14 protein-coding genes and 1 pseudogene are annotated in these 23137 nt (G+C 35.9%); 12 read left to right on the forward strand and 3 right to left on the reverse strand.

Going from position 1 to position 23137, the window contains the following annotated elements:
- Positions 1-184: 184 nt before the first annotated feature.
- Entirely contained in the window at positions 185-1864 is a 1680-nt protein-coding gene (locus tag BP861_RS12140) for a glycoside hydrolase family 15 protein (protein WP_292375875.1), read from the reverse strand.
- Positions 1865-3277: 1413 nt separating this feature from the next.
- On the opposite strand from BP861_RS12140, the gene BP861_RS12145 reads away from it, so the two are divergent.
- Together BP861_RS12145 and BP861_RS12150 are read left to right on the forward strand one after the other, a co-directional pair.
- A complete protein-coding gene (locus BP861_RS12145) occupies positions 3278-4882 on the forward strand; it encodes a PGF-pre-PGF domain-containing protein (RefSeq protein ID WP_292375877.1) in 1605 nt (534 codons plus the stop codon).
- A gap of 409 nt (positions 4883-5291) precedes the next feature.
- Complete coding sequence (locus BP861_RS12150; RefSeq protein WP_292375879.1) at positions 5292-5447, forward strand: hypothetical protein; 156 nt, start codon at positions 5292-5294, stop codon at positions 5445-5447.
- A 193-nt stretch (positions 5448-5640) separates the two neighbouring features.
- On the opposite strand, the gene wrbA is transcribed toward BP861_RS12150, so the two are convergent.
- The gene (wrbA, locus tag BP861_RS12155; protein ID WP_292375881.1) at positions 5641-6270 is read right to left on the reverse strand and encodes an NAD(P)H:quinone oxidoreductase type IV; all 630 of its coding nucleotides are present in this window, start codon (positions 6268-6270) and stop codon (positions 5641-5643) included.
- A 363-nt stretch (positions 6271-6633) separates the two neighbouring features.
- On the opposite strand from wrbA, the gene BP861_RS12160 reads away from it, so the two are divergent.
- The 10 genes and pseudogenes from BP861_RS12160 (at position 6634) to BP861_RS12200 (ending at position 20119) form a co-directional block, all read left to right on the forward strand.
- Positions 6634-7764: a glycosyltransferase family 2 protein gene (locus BP861_RS12160; RefSeq protein ID WP_292375883.1), complete on the forward strand. Its 1131-nt coding sequence runs from the start codon at positions 6634-6636 to the stop codon at positions 7762-7764.
- Positions 7765-7772: 8 nt separating this feature from the next.
- The gene (locus tag BP861_RS12165; protein ID WP_292375884.1) at positions 7773-8942 is read left to right on the forward strand and encodes a glycosyltransferase family 4 protein; all 1170 of its coding nucleotides are present in this window, start codon (positions 7773-7775) and stop codon (positions 8940-8942) included.
- Between the two features lie 707 nt (positions 8943-9649).
- Entirely contained in the window at positions 9650-10591 is a 942-nt protein-coding gene (locus BP861_RS12170) for a glycosyltransferase family 2 protein (protein WP_292375886.1), read from the forward strand.
- Complete coding sequence (locus BP861_RS12175) at positions 10569-11462, forward strand: lysylphosphatidylglycerol synthase transmembrane domain-containing protein (protein ID WP_292375888.1); 894 nt, start codon at positions 10569-10571, stop codon at positions 11460-11462. Before BP861_RS12170 ends, BP861_RS12175 begins: the two co-directional genes overlap by 23 nt.
- Positions 11463-11595: 133 nt before the next feature.
- Complete coding sequence (locus tag BP861_RS12180; protein WP_292375890.1) at positions 11596-12183, forward strand: class I SAM-dependent methyltransferase; 588 nt, start codon at positions 11596-11598, stop codon at positions 12181-12183.
- Positions 12184-12511: 328 nt separating this feature from the next.
- The gene (locus BP861_RS12185; RefSeq protein WP_292375892.1) at positions 12512-14707 is read left to right on the forward strand and encodes a hypothetical protein; all 2196 of its coding nucleotides are present in this window, start codon (positions 12512-12514) and stop codon (positions 14705-14707) included.
- Positions 14708-14955: 248 nt separating this feature from the next.
- A pseudogene (locus tag BP861_RS16140) lies at positions 14956-15210 on the forward strand (hypothetical protein); the annotation flags it as partial.
- 908 nt (positions 15211-16118) lie between these two features.
- A complete protein-coding gene (gmd, locus tag BP861_RS12190) occupies positions 16119-17120 on the forward strand; it encodes a GDP-mannose 4,6-dehydratase (protein ID WP_292376070.1) in 1002 nt (333 codons plus the stop codon).
- Between the two features lie 38 nt (positions 17121-17158).
- Positions 17159-18235 carry a GDP-mannose 4,6-dehydratase gene (gmd, locus tag BP861_RS12195; protein WP_292375894.1) on the forward strand — a complete coding sequence of 359 codons (1077 nt, stop codon included), beginning with the start codon at positions 17159-17161 and terminating at the stop codon, positions 18233-18235.
- A 561-nt stretch (positions 18236-18796) separates the two neighbouring features.
- Positions 18797-20119 carry a flippase gene (locus tag BP861_RS12200; protein ID WP_292375896.1) on the forward strand — a complete coding sequence of 441 codons (1323 nt, stop codon included), beginning with the start codon at positions 18797-18799 and terminating at the stop codon, positions 20117-20119.
- Positions 20120-20760: 641 nt separating this feature from the next.
- Here BP861_RS12200 and BP861_RS12205 read toward each other — a convergent pair.
- Positions 20761-22995, reverse strand: coding sequence for a DUF2206 domain-containing protein (locus tag BP861_RS12205; protein WP_292375898.1), 2235 nt, complete (start codon positions 22993-22995; stop codon positions 20761-20763).
- Positions 22996-23137 lie beyond the last annotated feature (142 nt).

The raw sequence follows: 23137 nt of genomic DNA on the forward strand, positions 1-23137 counted from the left end.
AGTCCCGTCTCGGGAGGACGGGGCCCTTTTCGCTGCCCGAATTTCGCTTCGGGAGCACGAGGCCCTTTTCGCTTTGCTCAAGAGGGCTGAATTATAATGAAGATACCGAGTTGAGCCAAGAAGACTGATTTATGGGACAGAAATTGTAGAATCTTCCGTATTTTCGTGGTCATTTAAATGACGTTTATTTTTCCGGATAAGGGCATGAGCTGCCTTCTTTTTTCTCAAGGGCTTGCAGGTATTCGAGAACTGCGAGGACGTATGCTGAGTGGGACCATGCAAGGGGGAGGACCGAAAGAGTTTTTCCTTTGTCATCAATCTGTTCGGACAGAAGGCCTGTTGGATGGGCGTGAGCTGCGCACCAGTCTAAGAGTTCGAGGGCGCGATCAAGGTTACCGACTGCGGAATGCCATTGTGAGAGCCAGAGAGTACAGATAATCCAGCTGTTCATATAGCCAAAATAAGTGTCGTGAAGATACCTGGCAATCCCACCTGAAGGGCGCTTAAGTTCGCGTTCAATAGCTTCCATTGTCCGGACGACTCTGGGATCATCGGGTGGGAGAATCCCAAAGTACCAGACTGCAAAAACCGAAGAATCAAGAGTAGGATCGTTAAGTGAGCGGCGGAAACGCGTTAGTTGGTCATCGTAAAGTTTCTCAAGAATCGATGCCTTGATAAGGTCTGCAGCTTCCTTCCAAGCGTTTGCGTTGTCATAATCGCCAAGGGAGCGGGAGAGTTCATAGGCCCCATTGAGGCCGGCATAGACCGTACAAGCGCTGTAAGTATGCACGCCTTTTCGTTCTTCCCAGAGGTCAAAACTCGAAATTGGAAGGCCTGTTTCCAAGTCAATTGATTTTACAAGATAGTTAGCTGTGGGGATTACAAGCCTTCTGTAATATCTGCCTGTTGTCCAGACGCTCTTTGCAATCTCCCAGTTGTTATAGAGTGAATAAAGAGGAAGCCCTGTCTCATCTATCTGAATCATAGGGATAGGATGCCATGTGCTCCCGAAATCTCCAGCAGGCGTGTACTTGTGAAGGAAGTTACCTCTGGGGGTGATGGTTTTTGAGAAAAATTCAAATGTCTCAGTACTCAGGTGATGATACCGAGCCCTATCGAGTGCAAGGCAAACCCAGGCTGCATCCCTTGGCCAGCAATAGGTGTAAAGGTCTGCTCCGAATTGCTTTATATCCGAATCGCAGGAGGCAATTATCGAGCCTGTAATATCCATGTGGGAGACAACTGCAAGGAGGCTCCTGTAAAAGCACTTTAAGACATTCTGAGGAAGCTGAGGCATCCGGGAAAATTCCGGGAGGATGGATACTCTCTCAATAAATGAATTCCAGAAATTGAAGTTAAGATGGAAGAGGGCTTTTCTTCCGGCTTCCTTTACCTGTTTATGTATCTGAAGAACGCTGCAGTACTTTTTCCCAAGAACAATCCAGTAGTGTACCCTTGTCGATTCTCCCGGCTTTAGTTCTGGAAGAGTCCAGCCAAGGGTGGAATCTACCGAGCCGTGGGCAACAGGGTTACCGCTAAGTGAAGCGTCATTTTCCATATCTCTCCAGGTACCCTCAAACTCTTTCCATTCTGCAGTCCCAACTGCATACTGGTCAAATACAGGGTCACTTGCGTGCAGGAAATAACGGTCGCGCTTGTAATGGATGAGCGTATGTTTATCAATTACAGCAGTCTCCCCAATTTTGGTCTCAAGAATCCTGTAGTTCTGGTTTGAGAAAAGGCGCAGATGTTTGGATTTATTTGAGATATTCATGACCTCAAAAATCCTATAAAAAATATTTACCGAAGGATGGACAGCTTCCCAGACCGTAATTCTGAGCCCTATTTCGGAATTTTCGAACACCGTATCTCCTATATTCGAGACAACTCCCCTGCAGACCTCCGGAATTTCCTGGTTGCCCTCATGAGTACCGTCTTTCCCTTGTAGAGTTTCCCTAAGCTCTCCATAGGTTTCAAGAAGACGCCTACAGAAGTCTGCCTTAAACTCGGATTTATATCTTTGTCGGATTTTCCAGTTTTCAAGCCAGCTGCAATAAAGGGAATCAAGATCGCATATGCCAACCTTTATCGAGTTACCATGATTTTCAAGCCCTACATATGGAAAATAAATATCCCTTATAATTCCTTTTTCATCTTCACAAACCAGGATTCTTCCATTTCCGAAAATTAGCGGCCTAACTTCGGATACCTCCTGCTTTCCTTTGAATTTCCACTACCCCGTAATTTAACAATAACTCAGGTACGTAAAATCCAACCCATCTCTCAAAATATATTGATTCCATCAGGTTGAATTCTCCTTCTTACCCATCACGAGAAATGAAAGTATTACCTAAAATAGTTTAGTATAAAGAATTATTTAAAAACCAAATTTAAAAAATCTTATAAGAACTGGATTTTAGCAAGAACTGGATTTTAGCCTTAAAAATTCCTTACTTAAAAGAGCCTGTAGAAAGAAAGTTAACTATTGATTAACGTTTAAAGACAGTACCAAAAAGGTACCTCACCTGAACTTTTCGCTGGCTGGAAAATAACAACATTAATCTCAACAGAACCATCATTACCTTGGGCGGGTTGAATATTTACTTAATCAAAAAGTATTGTATCTTTGAGGAAGAACTTATTTGGATTTTTACGGAGTTATCGTGCCCCCTGAATCAGAAGTTTGAATTCAGGGTTTATACTCCTTATTTAATTAATAAGTACATATCCAAAGACCTTCTCCCAAAATTACACCTTTAAGATTTGGTTTCTAAGAAACTAATTTCTAGTAGGTTTTAAAATGATATTTGAGATGAATTGAATCTTTAATATTTATAAACTAAATCTTTATAATTAAGGCTTCAAGGTTTGTTTTTCGCCATATAAAATGTTTTGTGCATAAAAAAAGGAATAAAAAATATTAAATTCAAAATTAGAGGAAAATAAAACCTTTAAACGTAAGATAAAATAGTTATTACTTGTTATTTAACCATGAAACTCCTATCAATCCATTTAATCTATAAAATGAGGATAAATAGCTCCTAAAAAATTGATACTTTTTTGAGGACTCTAAAAAATAAATTTATATATAAGTCAGTCAATTTTGGGACTGTCAAATGGCAAATAGCCAGCAGACAAGAAAAACAAAATAGGACTTAAGCAACCGAGCTAGAATCAGCGGCATGAAAATTCAAGCTGCCTAAATCCTGATGTTCAGGATAAACTTGCTCTTGCTTTATTTTGCACATCAAGTACGCTAGTCCAAGGAGAATTACATATGAAAAAATGTCTTTTACCTATGGTTTTATTAGTACTATTTATACTTCTAATGCCTACAGCTTTAGCGGCAGGCAACGTAACAATTAATGATTTTTCTTCTAACGTTACAAATGGAAGTGTTATACTCTATACTAGATTTACTGGTAATGTTACCGGGAATGTCACTAACTGGTATTGGGTATTTAAAAATGTAGAAACAGACGCTACTACTTACAGCTCTGCACCTCTAACAACTCATCATAATTTTAAAAAGCCTGGTGTCTATAATGTTACATTGTCTGTATGGGGACCTGAAGGAAGTGACATACTTACTAAGGTAGCTTATGTAACTGCCAATAATAATAATTTAAGCCTGCCAGTTGCAGAGTTCTCTGCATCTCCCACCTTCGGAAGTGCACCATTAGAAGTAGCATTTACTGACAACAGTACAGGCGCAACTTCCTGGTACTGGAACTTTGGGGATGGAAATACATCAAAAGAGAGAAACCCGACGCATAATTACTCTATAGCAGGAGACTATACTACTCTTCTGATAGTTAAAAACAAAAGTGGCTGGAGCACAAAAACTCAAGAAATAGTTGCGCAGGGTGAACCGAATCCGGAAATAAGTGCCCCAGAATCAGAGTTCAACGTTGATACTATGATTGGTGCACCATATTCTGTCCAATTTACTGACCTATCGCAAGATGCTGAGGGATGGAACTGGGACTTTGGAGACGGAAATACTTCAACCGAGCAGAATCCAATACATAATTATTCCTTAGCAGGAGACTATACAGTAACACTGACAGTGAGCAACGAAGGTGGAAATGACTCAACAGTTGATACAATAAATGTAATGGAGGAAAGTGTTTCCAGCGGCAGTAGCCACAGCAGTAGTGGAGGAAGCAGTCACAGTAGCGGTGGTAGTGTCGGTGGGTCTCCTGAACCTCAAAGTAATGTTGAGACTAAACAGATATCACAGACGTTTGTCTCAAGTGGAAATTCTGTTACGTTCAATTTCTCAGACAGCGCTACTCCTGTCGTAGGCATTATCTTTGATTCAAAAAAGACCGTTGGAAAGACAACAGCTATAGCCGAGATGCTGAAAGAAAAATCCGATCTGGTGTCAGAGTTGCCTTCTGACGAGGTCTACAAATCTATAAATATCTGGGTAGGAAACAGCGGATTTGCAACTCCAGATAATATCGAAAATGCAGTTGTCTCTTTCAAGGTTGAAAAATCCTGGATACAGGATAAAAATATTGACCAGCCTTCTATCACCCTCAATATGTACAATGATATGGAATGGGATCCACTCCCAACAAGCCTAACGAGTGAAGATGATGAATATCTTTATTTCACGGCCGAAACCCCAGGATACTCCACCTTTTCAATAACAGGTAAACCCGCAGCCGAAGAAGCTGTAGATGAAACACAGTCCGAACCTGACACTCAGGACCTCGAACAAAATAACGGAAGTACAGAAACAAATGCTGAACAGATACCTGAGCAGACTCAAAGCCCAGATACTTCTGACAACGAAAGCACAAAAGCGCCTGGGTTTGAAATGATTTACGGGATACTAGGACTTCTTGGAGTGTTTCTCTATATAAGAAGGTAAAACTCAGTTAATTGTAGCTCAGTAGTGAATATTTGGATCAAATCTGACAAAAAGAACATTCTCCTTATTTTGCCAGATTTGAAATTTACTTTTCTTATTGTGTGTTTCAGTAACTTATATCTAAGATCTTGTCTAATCATCACAGGAATAAGGAAGTATTCGAATCGATTTGGTACAAACGATTTAGATATAAAGACTATTAATTTTTAAGATCCCTCTAAGCCAACATCTATTTCTTAGTATACGTTTTTTATCCAATACAGGTACTTACCAAATGAAATTTATATTAATTTCTTAATAAAAATATATACAAGCTTGATAAGAAAGTTTATATTTTATTGTGCTATTTTAGTAATGCCTTGTAAAAAATATTAAAAAATTTCTTAAATACAGAGAGCACGTGTTTACAATGTCTTACGTGAAAAAAAAATGCCCTGTTTGTGGGAAAGAATTCTTTGTCCTTAAAAAGGCTGAGGAAAAGGCAATTTACTGTACCCTGGCATGTCTGACAAAAGCTCAGGATAAACTTGAATCCAGAGGTGTAGGCCTTCTTGAGTCTTGTTGAGCGTTTGTAAGGTCAAAACTTAAAAATGCGGAGAACTCCCTTACAAAGGGAAACGTTTTCCAATTTTTTTATTTTTAGTCGTATGCAGAGTTGTAGATCAACTATCAAGTACATTCATCCTATTCAAGGAAAATATAAAAGAAATATTATATTTATAGTTTGATTACTTGCGTCAACTATCTTTAATAACTATTTATCGCCCAGAAAGTTTTTTTGCAATCTGGGTTACATATCTACCCTGATACCGAGCCATTGCAAGCTCATTTTCTGACGGCTGGCGGCTTTCATCCGTTCCTGCAATTGTTGAAGCTCCGTAAGGACTGCCGCCTGTAATCTCATCCATCCTCCTCTGCCGAGTTTCGGAATATGGAAGTCCAACAATGATCATTCCGAGATGAAGTAGGGTAACATGCGTCGTGAGGATTGTAGATTCCTGGCCTCCATGCTGTGTTCCACTGGAAGTAAAGACACTCCCTATCTTTCCAACAAGAGCATCTCTACTCCATAGCCCTCCAAGGCCGTCAAAAACTGTACGCATCTGGGCAGTCATATTTCCATAACGTGTAGGTGTCCCAAAAATAAGGGCATCAGCTCCTGCAAACACATCTTCATACATGCTCCGGGTTACCACAGGAATATGAGCAAAAAGATTCTTTGTCTCGATTGCCCCCATTTTTTCCAAAACTTCGTAAGGCAGAGTTTCAGGCACCTGATAAATCTCTACTTCAGCTCCTTCGACTTCTCTTGCTCCCTCAGCTATAGCTTCTGCCATTTTGTAAATGTGACCATGAATACTATGGAATATCACGTTTACCTTAACCATTTGTTTAAGACCTCCATTAAAACCAATTGAAACGCAAGTAAAGCGCTCTCAACCACATATAAAGTGGATTGGTAATTCCCGAAAAAATCCAGTCCCTTCTTAAAATAGTTATCTGATGCCTTATATAGCTTGTTAGCAAAAGTTAATTTTCTCTTTCTTGTCTTCTGTTCTTGGTTTCTTGGTCTTTTACTCTTGATTTCCGATTCTGTTTCCTTTCTTGATCTTGTATTCCTGATCCTGCATCCCTGTTTTACCTTCTTATCCTTCTGAGAATTATTTAATAAATAAATTTCAGAGCTACATATTTCTGAGAGATGAGATGTATCAAAATAGTTATTAGGCTAAATGCTGTATAGGCTGGACATGCCCTCTCTTTCTATCGTAATGCCTTCCATGAATGAAGAAGAAACCATCCGAATTTGTATAGAGAAATCTCAGTCTATATTCAAAAAATATAGTATAGAAGGGGAGATAATAGTTGTTGACAATTCGTCAGACAGGACTGCAGAGATTGCAGCGTCTATGGGTGCAAGGGTAATAGGTCCGATAAAAGGTTACGGAAACGCTTACCTCAAAGGACTGGCCGAAGCAAAAGGAGATTATATTGCTATTGCCGATGCCGATAACACCTATGACCTGCTTGAGCTTGATAAATTCCTGGATCCGCTTATGGCAGGAGAAGCGGATTTTATAATGGGCACCAGGCTTAAAGGCAACATTAAAAAAGGAGCTATGCCCTGGCTGCATCAGTATATAGGCAATCCTTTCCTGACAGCAGTGTTGAATTTCCTTTTCAAGACGAAAATTTCGGATGCTCATTGCGGGATGCGAGCTTTTACAAAAGAAGCCCTGGGAAAAATGGACCTTAAAACTCACGGCATGGAACTTGCATCAGAGATGGTAATCGAAGCTGCAAAAGCTGGGCTGAGAATTAGAGAAGTCCCCATAACTTATTACTCACGTAAAGCGCCCTCCAAACTGCGTTCATTTCAGGACGGCTGGCGGCATATGAGGTTTATGATGCTATACCGTCCTCTGCCGTTTCTTTTTCTGCCTGGAGCTGTGGTTTTTGTCCTTGGAGCCCTGATAACAGGTTCTCTCCTGCTTAACGGAGATGCCACAGAAAACAGATTGCATTCCTTTATTTTAGGCTGTATGCTTCTAATCCTCGGAGGACAGACCCTATCTACTGGCGCCTATCTGAAAACATATGGTCTTGTCCGCGGCATGTATCCCAATAATAAGGGACACACTGCAAAATTGCTGGATTACCATTCTCTTGAAAAAGAACTACTTGCAGGTTCAATCATACTCGCTGCAGGCCTTCTGCTCGGGCTAAAAGTAGTATATACCTGGATCAGCTCAGGATACGGCTCTCTCTCGGAAGTGAGAAATGCAGTTATTTCAATGATTCTTGCCTTTATCGGGCTTCAGCTGATTTTTTCGGCAATTCTCCTGAGCGTAATGCTCCTTGAAGTGGACACCGACTGGTAAGTGATGCAATGAAAATCGCCTTCGTGTACGATGCTGTATATCCATGGGTCAAAGGCGGCGCAGAAATGCGCATCCATGAGCTGGGAAAACGGCTCTCAGACCAAGGACATGAAGTACACATTTTCGGAGTCAAATGGTGGGAGGGGAAAGATACCTTCGATTATGAAGGCATGACCCTTCACGGTGTCTGCAAAGCTCGAGACCTGTATGTAAACGGCAGGCGTTCGATCTCCGAGGCAATAATCTTCGCTGCGAAATTGTTTCCGAGGCTAAGGAAAGAAAACTTTGACCTAATAGACGTGAGTGTCTTTCCCTATTTTTCCTGTTTTACAGTAAAAGCAATCTCAATTCTGGAAAAAATACCTTTAGTATTTACCTGGCACGAGGTATGGGATGATTACTGGTATGAATATTTAGGAGGGGCAGGAATTTTTGGACAATTGGTCGAGAAAGCGGTCTCGAGGTTATCAGAGAATAATATTGCGGTTTCGAGCTGGACAAAGGATAGGCTTGAGGGACTCGGGGTGCCTGGAAAAAGAATTACGGTTATCCCTAACGGGATAGACCTTAAAAAGATTTCCGAGATTGAAACCGAAGTAGGAAAATCCCCTGTGGGTCTTGAAAGTAAAATTTATGATATAATTTTTGCAGGCAGGCTTATAAAGGAAAAAAATGTTGACCTACTGATTAAAGCTGTAGCTCTTCTTAAAGCCGATTTTCCAGACATCAGGTGCTGCATTGTAGGGGACGGACCTGAAAAAGCAGCACTGGTAGAACTCGCAAAGAAAACCAAGGTTTACGAAAATATCGATTTTGCAGGTTTTCAGGAATATGGAGCATTAATCGGGAAAATCAAGGCTTCAAAAGTGCTTGTTCTTCCTTCAAGCCGGGAGGGATTCGGGATGGTAGTTATTGAGGCTTTTGCCTGCGGGGTACCTGTGGTTACGGTAAAGGCAAAGTATAATGCCGCACAGGGACTTGTTGAAGATGGAGTTGACGGGTTTATTGTAGAGCTTGATGAAGGGGAGATTGCAAAAGCCGTGGTAAAAACGATTGGGAAGCCCTCAGGGAACACAAAAACTTCAGAAGCCGCATTGCAGAAAGCTGAAAACCATGACTGGGAAGAAATAGTTAAAAATATTCAATTGGTGTTTGAAGCCTGTGTAAGAAGAAATTAACACTGAGTTTCTCTGCATAAAAAGGTCGGAGGTTTCTTGTTTAAATAGGACATCAGTGGTTCTGATTCAAGCACCTCTAACGCAAGTGAGTTCTAACACAAACAAATTGTTCAAACACAAACAAATTATTCAAATAAACGTAGAAAGTTTCTATTTTAGGATATTTCTGTTATGTCTTTATTTAAATAGCTGGTAATGTCTTTATTTGAATAGCTGATATTATGTTTAAGTTCTAAATAGATTAAGATTTGAAAAGTCTTTGTTTGAAAATCATGTTTAAGACGATATTTATCTACTTAAGTAAACATATTTTACTGGAGTAATTATTTTCAACCTATGAAAAACAGCGAGAGTCAGAAAAATAATTAAATTCCTATCTATGTTATTTAGTAGGGATAGGGGAGAATAGGTAAATTTTGTAATTATATTTTGATATCCTGAGAACAGATAGTTTGGATTGCTCTGCTGATGCACTATTCTGGAATTATATAATTAGGATTACTGGACAGCGCTCCCAATTAAGTAACTCATAAGCAGTAATCAACACAATTATATTTTTTATGAGTAATGGACATGTATATACATCTTAAATATATACAACTCGAAAAATCAGTTAAAACTCCTAGAAATTCATGAAACAGAAGTAATTTATGCAGTAGAAACTCCAACATTCTTGCAGGAGTGCATTCTATTCCAGAGGATTATGTATGTCTAATAAACCCCATCTATCAATTATAGTCCCAGTCCATAATGAAGAGGAAAATATACTAGAGTTATACGAGAAATTATATAATACTCTTTCAATAATTGAAAAAACATATGAACTAATTTTTGTTGACGATGGATCTACAGATAATACCTTTGAAAAAATAAAAAGTATTAAAGATTCTAAAGTTAAAGTTGTAAGATTTCAGAGAAATTATGGAAAGGCCGCAGCTCTTTCCTGCGGATTTAAAAAAGCAAAAGGAGATATTGTCATCACCCTTGATGGGGATCTACAGGACGATCCTAAAGAGATTCCCAGATTTCTAGAAGAACTAAAAAAATACGATATGGTTTCCGGCTGGAAAAGCAAAAGGCATGACCCTATTTCAAAAACTGTGCCTTCCAGATTCTTTAACTGGTTAACTCGACTCATAACAGGGGTCAAAATTAACGACTTCAACTGCGGGTATAAAGCATACAATAAGTATGTTGTAAAAAATATAAATTTGTATGGAGAGCTTCATCGTTACATCCCGGCTCTTGCTTACTGGAAAGGTTATACCGTAGGAGAGATTGAAGTCGAACATCACCCGAGAATACATGGAGAATCAAAGTATGGGGCCGAAAGGCTATTGAAAGGGTTTCTGGACCTCATAACAGTCACATTTCTGATGATGTACAAAAAAAGGCCTCTGCATGTTTTTGGAGGCATAGGAATTCTTCTCGGATTATCTGGAGTGATCATATCCTTATACTTAATGACTTTATGGGTAACAGGAATAAAAATAGGAGATCGGCCTCTTCTCATGCTCGGAATCTTACTCATAGTCATTGGAGCTCAGTTTATTTCCCTTGGTCTGATAGGAGAACTGATAACAAACTCGAGAAATAACGATGATTATATTATAAAGTACGATAGTTATGAACTGGAAAACGGCAGGTAAAATTGCAGTTACTTCAGGTTTAATGCTTTACCTGATAAGCAAACTTGACCTGAAGGCAATTTATGAAACCTTTACTCAAATGGATCTGGCATTACTTTCCCTTTCACTGCCCTTTATTTCGCTGATGTACTTGATAAAAGCAAGAAAATGGCAGGAACTGCTTGATTGTATAAATGTCCAAATCCCCTTAAAACGGTCACTTGAGATAATCTTGATAGGTACGTTCTATGGGGCGCTTACTCCTGGAAGGGCAGGAGAGGTTTCAAGATCATTCTATCTGGATACTGAAAAATCAAGGAGTATCCCCACTGTAATAATAGACAGGGTAATAGACATTATCTGCCTGATAATATTGAGTATTATATCAATTGCTCTCTTTTTTAAAGACAGAAATCTGATTTATTTAATGATATTAGTCGTTCTGCTCTTTACTGCAGGAATAACTTTCATAATGAACGAGAGGATAGTAAACTTTGTATTTAAGAGCTTATCCAAAAGGAAGGAATACACAGAAAATTATATGAAAACAATTAGGGAAATTACAGGAAACAAAAAAGCAGTGTTTTTTGTTTTTTCATTAACTTTTGGATATTATATCTTAAACCTAATTGTATACTGGATAGTAATAAAATCACTAAGTCCAGATTTAAGTAATATTCTTACTTTTTCCCTGCCGATAATTGTAGTTTTAGGGAACGTTCCAATATCCATATCAGGATTTGGAATAAGGGAGTTTGCAAGTGTTATTATCTTTAAGATGTTAAATGAGAACTCAGCCTATGGATTCTCATGTCCTATAATTCTTTATTTTTTAACATCCCTATCACCTGCACTACTTGGATTTCTACTTACTTTGAGGAAAAAATATTAAAAAATCAGGTTTTAAAGATTAAAAATTCTTCGAACAATACAGCGAGTTGACAGAAAAATGAACGAGTTAAAAAGTAACTCGCTTACTAAAGATCAATATCAGGATTTCAAAAATAGTTATATATGGGATTGAGATGAATCGAAATTCAGACAGTGGAAATTATAAAAAGTATACTTCAAAAAATCCACTAATGGGGATAGTCATATCCAAATTTATGAAAGATTTGAGTGAAACTATAGCTCCATTAGAAGATTTAAAACGCATCATCGACATAGGCTGTGGAGAAGGATTTATTGTTAATAATTTAAACCGGCCAGATATTACAGGTGTGGATATCTCAAAGAAGGCACTGAGTATCGCAAAACAAAAAAATCCCGGATGCAATTTTTGCACAGGAAGCATATATGACCTATCATTCAAAAAAAACAGTTTTGACCTTGTAATTGCAACAGAAGTCCTGGAGCACCTTGAAAATCCTGATAGAGCTCTTAAGGAAATCAAAAGAATATCTAAAGATTACTGCATACTCAGTGTACCCAACGAGCCTTACTTCCGCATAATGAACTTCTTAAGAGGTAAAAACCTCACGCGTTTTGGGAATGATATTGAACATGTACAGAATTGGAGCTCAGGAGAGTTTGTAAAATTAATAGAAACACAGTTTGATGTGGTGGAGTTAAAAAAACCATTTCCATGGACAATGGTATTGTGCAGAAAATAAAAAATAACAGATAGAAAAAACTATAGATTCACTTAAAAAGATAAGAATAAAATTACTTAAGACTTTCAGCAGGATTCAAAATATTAATTCATTTAACAGCATAACTCATCTAACAACATAACTCATTTAACAGCATAATTAAAATCTTTACAAAACTCAGAAATATAAAAATGAGTACTATAAAAAAGATTATAAAAGAAAGTGTTGTAAAAAAGATTTATAAGCAAGATCTATAAACTATATAATAATATTAATTTCTGAAGTAGCTAGTTAGAGGCTGATCAGAAAGACAATTAGAAATAATAAATTTTTACCCTTGCGAGGTACAATGACATCTGGTACGCAGAAGTGGCTAAAAAAAGGTTTAATTAATAGCCAAATATTTAATTTTCAGAAAAAAAATTTGAAAGAACATGCTGGAGTCTTAATACTATACACTTTAATAACCTCTATACTCACCTATCCTGTGGTCTTTAAAATAACCACACATATCCCGGGAGGGGGAGATGCATTTCACTGGATAAGAATACTCTGGTACATGCCAGTAGCCATATTCAACCATGATCTTACAAGATTAACACATGACTACTTGATATTCTATCCAGATGGGATACCAGCGTCCCCTTTCCAGTCAGCGTTTAATCAGATACTTACATGGGTATTATCCAGTCTGATAGACATTCATATAGTATACAATATACTATGGTTATCCTCGTTCATTTTTGGTGCATACGGTACATACTTACTTGTGAAATATTTAACTAAGGACAGAACTTCTTCATTAATAGCCGGACTTGTATTTGCATTTTCACCGTATCATTTTGTACATTCTTTTGGTCATTTTGGGGCAACTAGTATTGAGTGGATACCTTTCTGTGCCCTATATTTAATGAAAATGTTTAAAGAAGGAGGAACTAGAAACAGTTTTTTTGCAGGGATATTCTTTATTCTCGTAGCCATGAGTGACCTTCAATACATGGTATTCATGGGAATTTTTGTGATGTTATTATTTGTATATGAAACGTATATTTGCTTAAGAAAAGAAAAAAAGGATTATAAAGAGATATTGAGGCGAATCTTTTACAAGTACACTTTATTTGGAGTTATCTCTTTCATAGGTTTAATACCACTCACACTTGAAAACATTTTAACAGCAACATCTAGTGAAAATTTTTTGAGATTAGACCCGTTTGAAGCTGTAATGTACTCAGCTGATTTACTGAGCTTTTTTCTTCCATCGGTTTTACATCCAGTGTTTGGTAGTTTCACGACAGACATTTACAGCAATTTTTCAGGAAATACCAGTGAAAATACAACTTTTATTGGATACACGGTAATCTTACTCTCTTTATTTGCAGCTCACAGACTGAAGGGAAACAAAAATGTAAAATTCTGGTCGATATCTGCATTGTTTTTTTCATTAATCAGTCTTGGCCCACTTCTACATATAAATGGTAATACGTCATTTACAGAATTCAATACTAGTGTCCCTCTTCCACATTTGGTTTTGTATTATTTGATTCCATTTCTGGATAATTGCAGAACAACTGGAAGATTTTTTGTAATCGCGTCTCTCTCATTCGCAGTTTTGACGGGTTATGGAGTTTCAGAATTACTAAAGACTAACAAAAGTAAGAAAAAGGTGACTGCAGTTGTTATAAGCAGTTTAATAATTTTTGAGTATCTGGCAATTCCGATACCGATGTCAGAAGTCAACGAACCATCGTTTTACAAAGAGATCTCACAAGATAAAGACAATTACGCACTACTTGAAATACCTGGAACTCAGGATTATGAAGCAGGTGTAACTATCATTTACTACCAGACAATACATGGAAAGCCTGTCGTAGGTAACTGGGCTGCCAGATACCCATCTACTGCAAGAGATTTTGAATTAAATACACCTGTGGTAAGAGAATTAACCTACCTGCAACCATTTACTGCTGATATCCTAGACCAGGATGTGGATCAAATCGGAACGTCGATTTTAAACTATTATAACATATCGTATATTGTTTTGCATACAGATTATATGAACGACAGTGAAATTAACTTGGCCGAAAAGCTGATACAGAAAGCACTCAGCACAGAAAGGAAAACGTACGAAAAAGATTCTCTAATTGTATATCATGTCAAAAAAGAACCTTTAAAGTCGTTTATGGTTTTAAAAGATGGATGGAATTCGCTGGAAGAAATGAATGGAGAACCTACCAGATGGATATCAAATAACGCTACAATACTAATTCATTCAGATAATGCTAAAAATGCTACATTAAATATTGAGGCATCCAGTTTCTACCGTCCAAGAACACTGGAGATCTACAATGGTGAAACCCTTGAAGATAGACAAATAATCAGTATAGATTCTTCCAGTATATCTATTCCAATAAACTTAAAGAAAGGCGAAAATCTCATTAGTCTGCATGTTCCAGAGAGTGCTGACAGACCATGTGATATTCCAGAGTTAAAAAACGAAGATAGCAGGGAATTGAGCATAGCAGTTCAAGAAATCCAATTAACCTGACAACGGTATAAAGCATCTTTGAAAATTAAGCATCCAAAAAACTGGACAAATAAAGATGAAAAGTGGATAATTTGACATAAATATTTTAGGATTTTAGTAGAGAAAAATTCTTTGAAGATTTGCTGGAAAAACGTGAGAATTGAGGAGTAAGATGGAGGATAGCCAGTACTGAAAGGCTATTGTCCATTTTGGGGAATACAAAAGCTGCATTTTTCGTATTAGGGTATGCAGCTTAACGCCACCCGGAGTTAATTTTGCGTATTCATGAGGCTGGCCACGAACTGGGTACCTATGAGTATAGCCATAAACCAATCCAACTACAAACACCAAATCAATTTAAGGAAGAGTTATTAAAATCTATGAAAATCGTAGAATCTATTACAGAAGCCTGCAGTTGTATACTTATACCCCTGGGAATAAACCTAGGGAAGCCGAAGTATCTAGAATTTAAAGGTACCATTACTACAACTTATCTGCAATGGAACCTAAAATTAATAGTGTGAAAGGTAAAAAGAAATAGCCTTTTTTCAGTCGTCCTGTTCACCAAGTAAAAAAATGGAATTAACAAAGTTAGAACATGACACAAATCTCTCCAAATGGATTTCTTCCTTCTCATAGATAATCTTTTACACCTGAAGGAGTGTATTTTTCAATTGAGAAAAACAATATCAATGGCCTTTATGATCAATATTTGATGGACAAACTGATCGGAGCTAATTTTCGCTAATTATTGGTGTTGTTGATTGTGTATTTCTTTTTTGATGATTAATAATCACAGTTACCTGACAGATCAAAATTAATATCATTCAATTGACTTTGGGTAAGTAATATAGTTACAAGAAAATATTTATTCGGCAAATCGGAGGGTTCCCCAATCAGAATGTATCGATGATACTTTTTTATAAAATCAGTATAGATACAGCAAGAGCTCCAAATACCTTATAGAAAAGTTCCAAACTAGAGAATTCAATAAAAAATTAACGCAATGGTGGCATAAAGATAGAAACCAAAGAATTTAAATAATCAGAAGGTGTTTTTATAAAAATTAAAAATAGTTATTTACAAATCTCGCAGCAGAAACTTAATAGGAAAATTAAACTTGAAATTGTTATCGACAACCTGCCTGAGTCTAGAAATTCCGGGGAAAACTCACTAAAGATTATTGAAATACAAATCTGAGAACTTATGGAAGAGTTTAAGATTATGTGGTTTGAGATGTATACTGAAGAGAGGGATTTTTTTCAATGACACAAAAGAATCAGATTACTTTGCTTATCTGAGGATTAAAAACATTTTGTCAATTTGGAAAGCCACCTGGATCATGTATAGTAGGAGAAAAAGCGAAGAGAAACTTGATCACAAGTCTAGAAATTAGTCCTGTAATAGAGAGTTGATGGTAGAGATGAGTAAACTGGCAAAGATTGCACTGATTACAGGCATAAACGGCCAAGATGGAAAATATCTTTCTGAGCTCTTAATAAAGAAGGGCTACATTGTACATGGGATTAGAAGAGGATCCCCTCAGGCAGACATTAAGAACGAAAAAGAAATTTATGTACACTATAGTGATTTAACAGATTATGCGGAATTATTTAAAATCATTCAAGAGGTAAAGCCTGACGAGATATACAACCTCGCTGCTCAAAGCAATGTAAAAGTTTCCTTTGAAAAGCCTGAATATACTACACTTACCAATGCCCTAGTCCCGTTAAAAATTCTGGAAATAATACAGACTCTTGGGCTTGAAAGAAAAACGCGATTTTTCCAGGCTTCAACAGGGGAATTATTTGGTAATTCCCAAGAAGTTCCACAAAGAGAAAGTACTCCCTTTTATCCAAAAAGTCCCTATGCAGTTTCCAAGCTCTATGCTCACTGGATTTGTGTAAATTATAGAGAAGCCTATAACATTTTCGCCTGCAACGGAATTTTATTCAATCACGAGTCTCCGATACGCCCAGAAAATTTTGTAACTAGAAAAATCACAAAGGCCACAGTCCGAATAAAAAAAGGATTGCAGGATAAACTATACCTTGGAAATCTCAATGCCAAACGCGATTGGGGATTTGCAGGAGACTACGTTAAAGCCATGTGGCTCATGCTCCAACAGGATAAACCAGATGATTATATTATTGCAACTGGAGAAGCTCACTCAGTGAGAGAGCTTGTTGAATTTGCTTTCAGAGAAGTGAATATAGAAATAAAGTGGGAAGGAAAAGGACTCAATGAAGTCGGTAAGGATGCCTCAAACGGAAGAACTTTAGTGGAGATCGATCCCGCATTTTACAGACCTGTCGAAGCAAACTTACTTGTCGGTGACCCCTCAAAAGCCAGAGATATACTAGGATGGAAACCTAGCATTTCCTTTGAAGAACTTGTAAGGATGATGACCAAAAACGACATGAATTTAGTTTAACAGTATGGTTTTTATCGCAAAAGGAGCATGGTGAAAAAATGCCAAAAGTAGCATTAATTACAGGAATTACCGGACAGGATGGAGCATATCTTGCAGAACTGCTCCTGGAAAAAGGATACATTGTACATGGAATGCAACGCAGAAACTCCCTAAGCAACACTGCTCGTATAGATCACCTGCTCAAAGACAATAATCAGAAAGCAACTGATTTCCATCTTCACTATGGAGACCTAACGGATTCTCCAAATATCATCAAACTGATTTGGGATATCAAGCCAGACGAGATATATAATCTCGCAGCCCAAAGCCATGTCCAGGTTTCCTTTGAGACTCCTGAATACACTGCAAACTCCGATGCACTAGGGACCCTCCGACTCCTCGAAGCAATCAGGATATTGGGTCTTGAAAAGAAAACAAGATTCTACCAGGCTTCAACAAGCGAACTTTATGGAAAAGTTCAGGAAATTCCCCAGAAAGAGACTACTCCTTTTTACCCAAGAAGCCCCTATGGAGTTGCCAAACTCTATGCCTACTGGATCACAGTAAACTACCGTGAAGCCTATGATATTTTTGCCTGCAATGGCATCCTCTTTAACCACGAGTCCCCAAGAAGAGGCGAAACCTTCGTAACCCGAAAAATTACAATTGCAATTTCAAACATAGTAAAAGGTCTTCAGGATAAGTTATACCTAGGCAACATGAACGCAAAACGCGACTGGGGCTTTGCTGGTGACTATGTAGAAGCTATGTGGAGAATTCTCCAGCAAAAAAAACCCGAAGATTATGTTATAGGCACCGGAGAAACACACTCAGTAAGAGAGTTTACGGAACTTGCGTTTAAGGAAGCAGGCATTGAAATTGAATGGGAAGGAGAAGGCGTAAACGAAGTTGGAAAAGATAAGGCAACAGGCAAAGTGCTTGTGGAAGTGGATCCTAAATATTACCGTCCCGCCGAAGTGGATCTGTTAATTTCAGATTCTTCAAAAGCCAGAGAAAAGCTTGGATGGGAACCGAAAGTAAGCTTTGAAGAACTTGTAAAGATGATGATGGAAAACGATATGGTCACCCCAATTAATCGAAATGAAGTTATGGATTTTGAACCTCTCGAAAGCTAAGATGAAGCACTGCTGGGAGGAGGTAAGCTTTGAAGATTTGCAAAGAGGATGAAATATCAGGCTAAAAATATCCTTTTATTAGCCAAAATATTAATTTCTGTATATTAAAAAGAGAATAAACAAGATTTATCAAAGTAAAGACTGTAAATAAGGTTATACAAAGTAAGAATTTTGATTTTTACAAAAGAACTTTCTATAAAATATTTATTATAAAAGTTTAAACACTTAAGCAAAAAATCGGTTATCTACAGCATAATACATTATAATAAAATTTATAATTATAGTACGAAAATAAATGGGGTATATTTTTTGATCAATATCAATATTTTCCCAAGAGAACGATAGTAAAAGTAAAAATTCCATCAAGAGGCCTCTTGAAAACTTTTTAGTTTTTGAGTTTTGGGTTTTAAAAAAGATGTACATAAATACGCCAAGTGCAAGCCTATGGAATCTGAGTCCATGTCATAACCTAACCACTTTTAAGATATAAACAAGATCTATAACTGTTTTGCCTGCCAGAAAAAGTTGAATGATTTAAGGTCTTAAAAATAGGTGAATAACTTGAGTTCAACAAAAAATGCAGTTAAAAACACAGTATTTTTAACTTCAGCAGAAGTTATCACAAAATTTCTTGCATTTATGTTAACAATTTATATTGCGAGGTATCTTCAAGAAGCAGGGTTTGGGAAATATTCTTTTGCTATTGCCTTTACGTCTTTTTTTTCAGTTATTTCAGATTTAGGAATCAACAACCTAACAATAAGGGAGATTGCAAGAAACAAGGATTTTGCAGGAAAGTATATAGGAAATTTTTCAATAGCCAAAGTTCTTTTTTCATTTATTGCGTTGATACTTCTTTACATAATCATCAATTTGATGAACTATCCATCAGATACAAAAGTAGCAGTATATATATTTGGAATATATGTGGTTGTCAGTTCATTTGGCCAATTTCTAATATCAGTTTTTAGAGCATATGAAAAAATGGAATATGAAACCTTTGTACGTGTAATTGAAAAAATTAGTTTAGTTTTTCTTGTGATTTGTGTAATTTATTTCAAACGTGGCCTAATCGAAATTGCATTTTCATTTTTATTGTCTAGCAGTCTTTCGTTTATTATAGCTTACATAATTATAATTAAAAAGTTTACGATTCCACAATTTAAAATAGATCGCAAATTTCTGAAAGATTCAATAAAAGAGGCACTTCCTTTCGGTTTGACTTTCCTTTTCGGTATAATTTACTTTAAAATTGATACTGTCATGCTTTCTCTAATGCAAGGTGACGCAGTTGTTGGTTGGTACAACGCTGCTTACAATATTATTGATGGCTTAACTGCAGTAGTAGCTACTTCAATTGCCAATGCGTGCTATCCTACAATGTCTAAATATTATATAACTTCCAAAAATGAGTTGAAAAACATATTTATCCAATCATTTCTGATACTTCTTATCTCAGGGTTTATAATATCGTGTATTGTTACAGTTTATTCAGAACAATTCATTCACTTATTTTACGGAGATAAGTATTCGAATTCTGCTTTATCGTTAAAAATACTTGTCTGGGCATTTTTTGTAATATGTATAAGTAATATTTCAAGCACATTATTATATGCAACAAATAAGCAAAGAATAGTCACTATTGGGACAGGTTTAGGAGCATTAATAAACATTACTCTCAACCTGATTCTAATTCCAAGATACAGTCTTTTAGGCGCAGCATTTGCAACTTTGATAACAGAGCTCCTTGGATTTGTAATATATATGTATTATTCTTTAAGAGTATTAGACATAAGGAGAGGAGACTATAAGTATATATTGACAGATATTGTGCAAAGAAGCCGAATAATATTGAAGAAATATTTTGGGAGTAGAGTGTTATGACTTGTATTTTACATTCTTACATATGAATGCAGAATAAATTTTTGGCACTTCGTCATTTTCGATGGATTGAAAAAAATTATCAATTTAGGAAGACTTCACCCCCACATTCCGCAGTATTTTTTTCGAAAACCAATAATTTTCCTGAAAAAGGTAAAAATTAAGTTTATAATTATTAGATGAGATAAATAATATAAAAATATTTGAGGTATAGTTTAGAGCGTATCTTAAAATTAAATTTGATTCTACAATAGGATAGAGCTTATGCATTTAAACTGAAAAAACGGTAGAATTAAATCGTTAAATGTCTAAAGTGTAAATTTTAACTATATGCCTAATGTATTTGATTTCATACATCGAGTGCTTAAGTCCCTATGAGATTACATATATCTAAGGTCAATGCATACCTGAATTGCTGAAAAAAATTAAGGTATGAATTTTAAAGTTAACGTTGTCCATTATCCAATTGTATGAATAGTTTGAATTTTAAGACAGCCTCTTACACATTTTTACCTCCGAATTTACAGAAACTGTACTTGAAGATGTAGGAAGGAGAAAAAAATACTAAGACAGTAATTCTGCTACAAAATACTTTATCACTGAATTTGAAACCGAGTTCACCTTTAATACAAGATTTGAATCAATTAGTTCCATAAAATTTCAGATCCACTATTGTCATAAATTTTATTCCTTTTTTCTAAAACTGGCTTAAATTCACTGAAATTAAAATAACTAAAAGTAGTGGTGTTCATTTCTGTGGAAAATCCAATATCTTCTACAACGTTTGCATAAATTAACATGATATACTTATACTTATCAGAGTTGCGTAGTTCTTTATAGCAATCAATGTACTCCCCATACATTTTATTTTTTGGAAAAAAACCCATGTTATGATAAACAGACCCTACCTGAGTGTACCCAGCAGTAAAAAATAATCCTTTATCTTTATATCCATATTTTGACAACCATTCTAAGGACAAAATATCATATTCCGTTATCATATTAGAATAAAAAGTTGCTTTGTCATCTTCATCTCCATATTTTTTGATATATTCTTGGCCAATAGAGAGAGAAGTAGGAGAGTCTTGTGCCAAAACATATAGAAATTGCGTATTAAATAGCATCAGTATTGTAACGAACGCATATAAGATTTTAATACTTTTGTTTTCAAAATTACGTTGTAAGCCACCTATAACAAATAATGGCGACAAAAAACATAATCCTAAGATATATAATCTTCCTGGAGACATAACTGAAAAATAAGGAATCGCTACAGATGCAATGAGAAGTAAAAGATAATAAATGGAAATGGAAAAATAAGTGATGCCAAACTTAGGTTTTTTACTGTTAAGTGTTTCTTTAAAAAATCCAATTATAATAAGGATGACAACTCCTAGTCTTAAATACTTATTGACTGCTCTCAAGCCTATGGAGTTTTTAGTTAACATATAAGCCCCTCTAGAATATTCAGGGCTAAAAAAGTCGGAGAGTAAAGTTTTCCAGATATTATGAAATACAGATATAATTGAATGTAAAAAAGAAGAGTTCGAGATATAAAGGTACCATGAAAGTGAAAACACAGATAATAGTAAAATTAAGTTAAAAGATATGTTACTTGCTTCATCTTTAAAACGATTTTTTATAAAAGTTGTTATTTTTATGCTATAATGTCGAGATGAAATAATTTCTCTTGTAAATATATATGAAATAACTTTTGTAAGAAACAAAATAAATAAAAGGAAAATAAATGAACCCAGAACAAGATAAGCTGTACCATAGTGAGAAACAATCAGAGACATTGAAAATATTATTGACAAAAGGGATATTGAAAATTTATTACTTTTTTTATCTAATAAAGCCATACATAGTAGTATCAAAAAAAATGTAGCCATGGTTTGCTTTATGAGGACTGACAACGTGATGAAAAATTCTGAACTTATTAAAAAAAAACATGCAGATAAAAAGGACATTTTTTCATCTAGGTACATCCTAGAGATACAATATACTCCTAGAGGAATTAAAGAAAGGAAGATAGGAAATACTATTTTATAAATCCATGTTAAATCGATATTACAAATAATAGAAAATATTGAGGGTAAGAGTGTGACACTTAATATGGAGTTATAATTTCCATATTCATTCCACTTCCAGATATGATTTTCAAGAACTAATTTAGCTGATCCAAACTCACCATCGTGGACAGTTGTATAATTTGTAATTAATGTATAGTGTAAAATTAAAGATATCGAAATTAACCATATCGCCAATGGATAAAGTTGTTTAGGAATAAATTTATCAAAACCGATTAATAAAATGGTTACTGCAACAAGTGAGATCATCAGCATCAGTAATGTGTTATTCTCCATATAATTTACATAATAAGTGCCTAAAATACTTAAGATAGGGATTATAAATAAAAATAAGCTTGGGACCAAGAGTTTATCTGACCTATGAATTATTTTTGGATTAATAGGATTTATGTTTTTGTTATGGAAGTAATAAAAAATACATAATATGATAACAATTGCACTAATGGTAGCTATTAAAGGAGTGATTGAGATTGGATACGAAATTCCAACGGCTGGATAAAAAAGATTCATAAAAAATCCGATAAACATTAGAGTGCTGACACTAGTTCCTACAGTGTACAACAGTATCTGTATAAAGTTCAATTTATCAAAGTTAAGAATTTGAAGAATAAGAATCCCAGGTACAAATAGAAGGTAGATTAACCCGACAAATTGCCTGATACCTGGAACAGAAAATCCGAGAGCATCTAAAATAATTAGTCCCCATATGGAGAGTTGGAGGGAAAATATTATCACTAAGATATCTCTACTCTTTAAATCCGTTATTTGTAATAAATTATTATATCTCATTTGACTCTCCTATTAGTCTAATATTTCTTCATAATTTCTTAATATTTGTTTTATGCTTCTCTCCACGAGGTTTCACAAGAAGTAAACTCTCAATTTACGATTTACTATAACTCTGATTAACATTATTTCTTAAAATTTTTAT

Origin of the sequence: Methanosarcina sp. UBA411, from assembly GCF_002495725.1 — an archaeon.
Taxonomy (GTDB): Archaea; Halobacteriota; Methanosarcinia; order Methanosarcinales; family Methanosarcinaceae; genus Methanosarcina.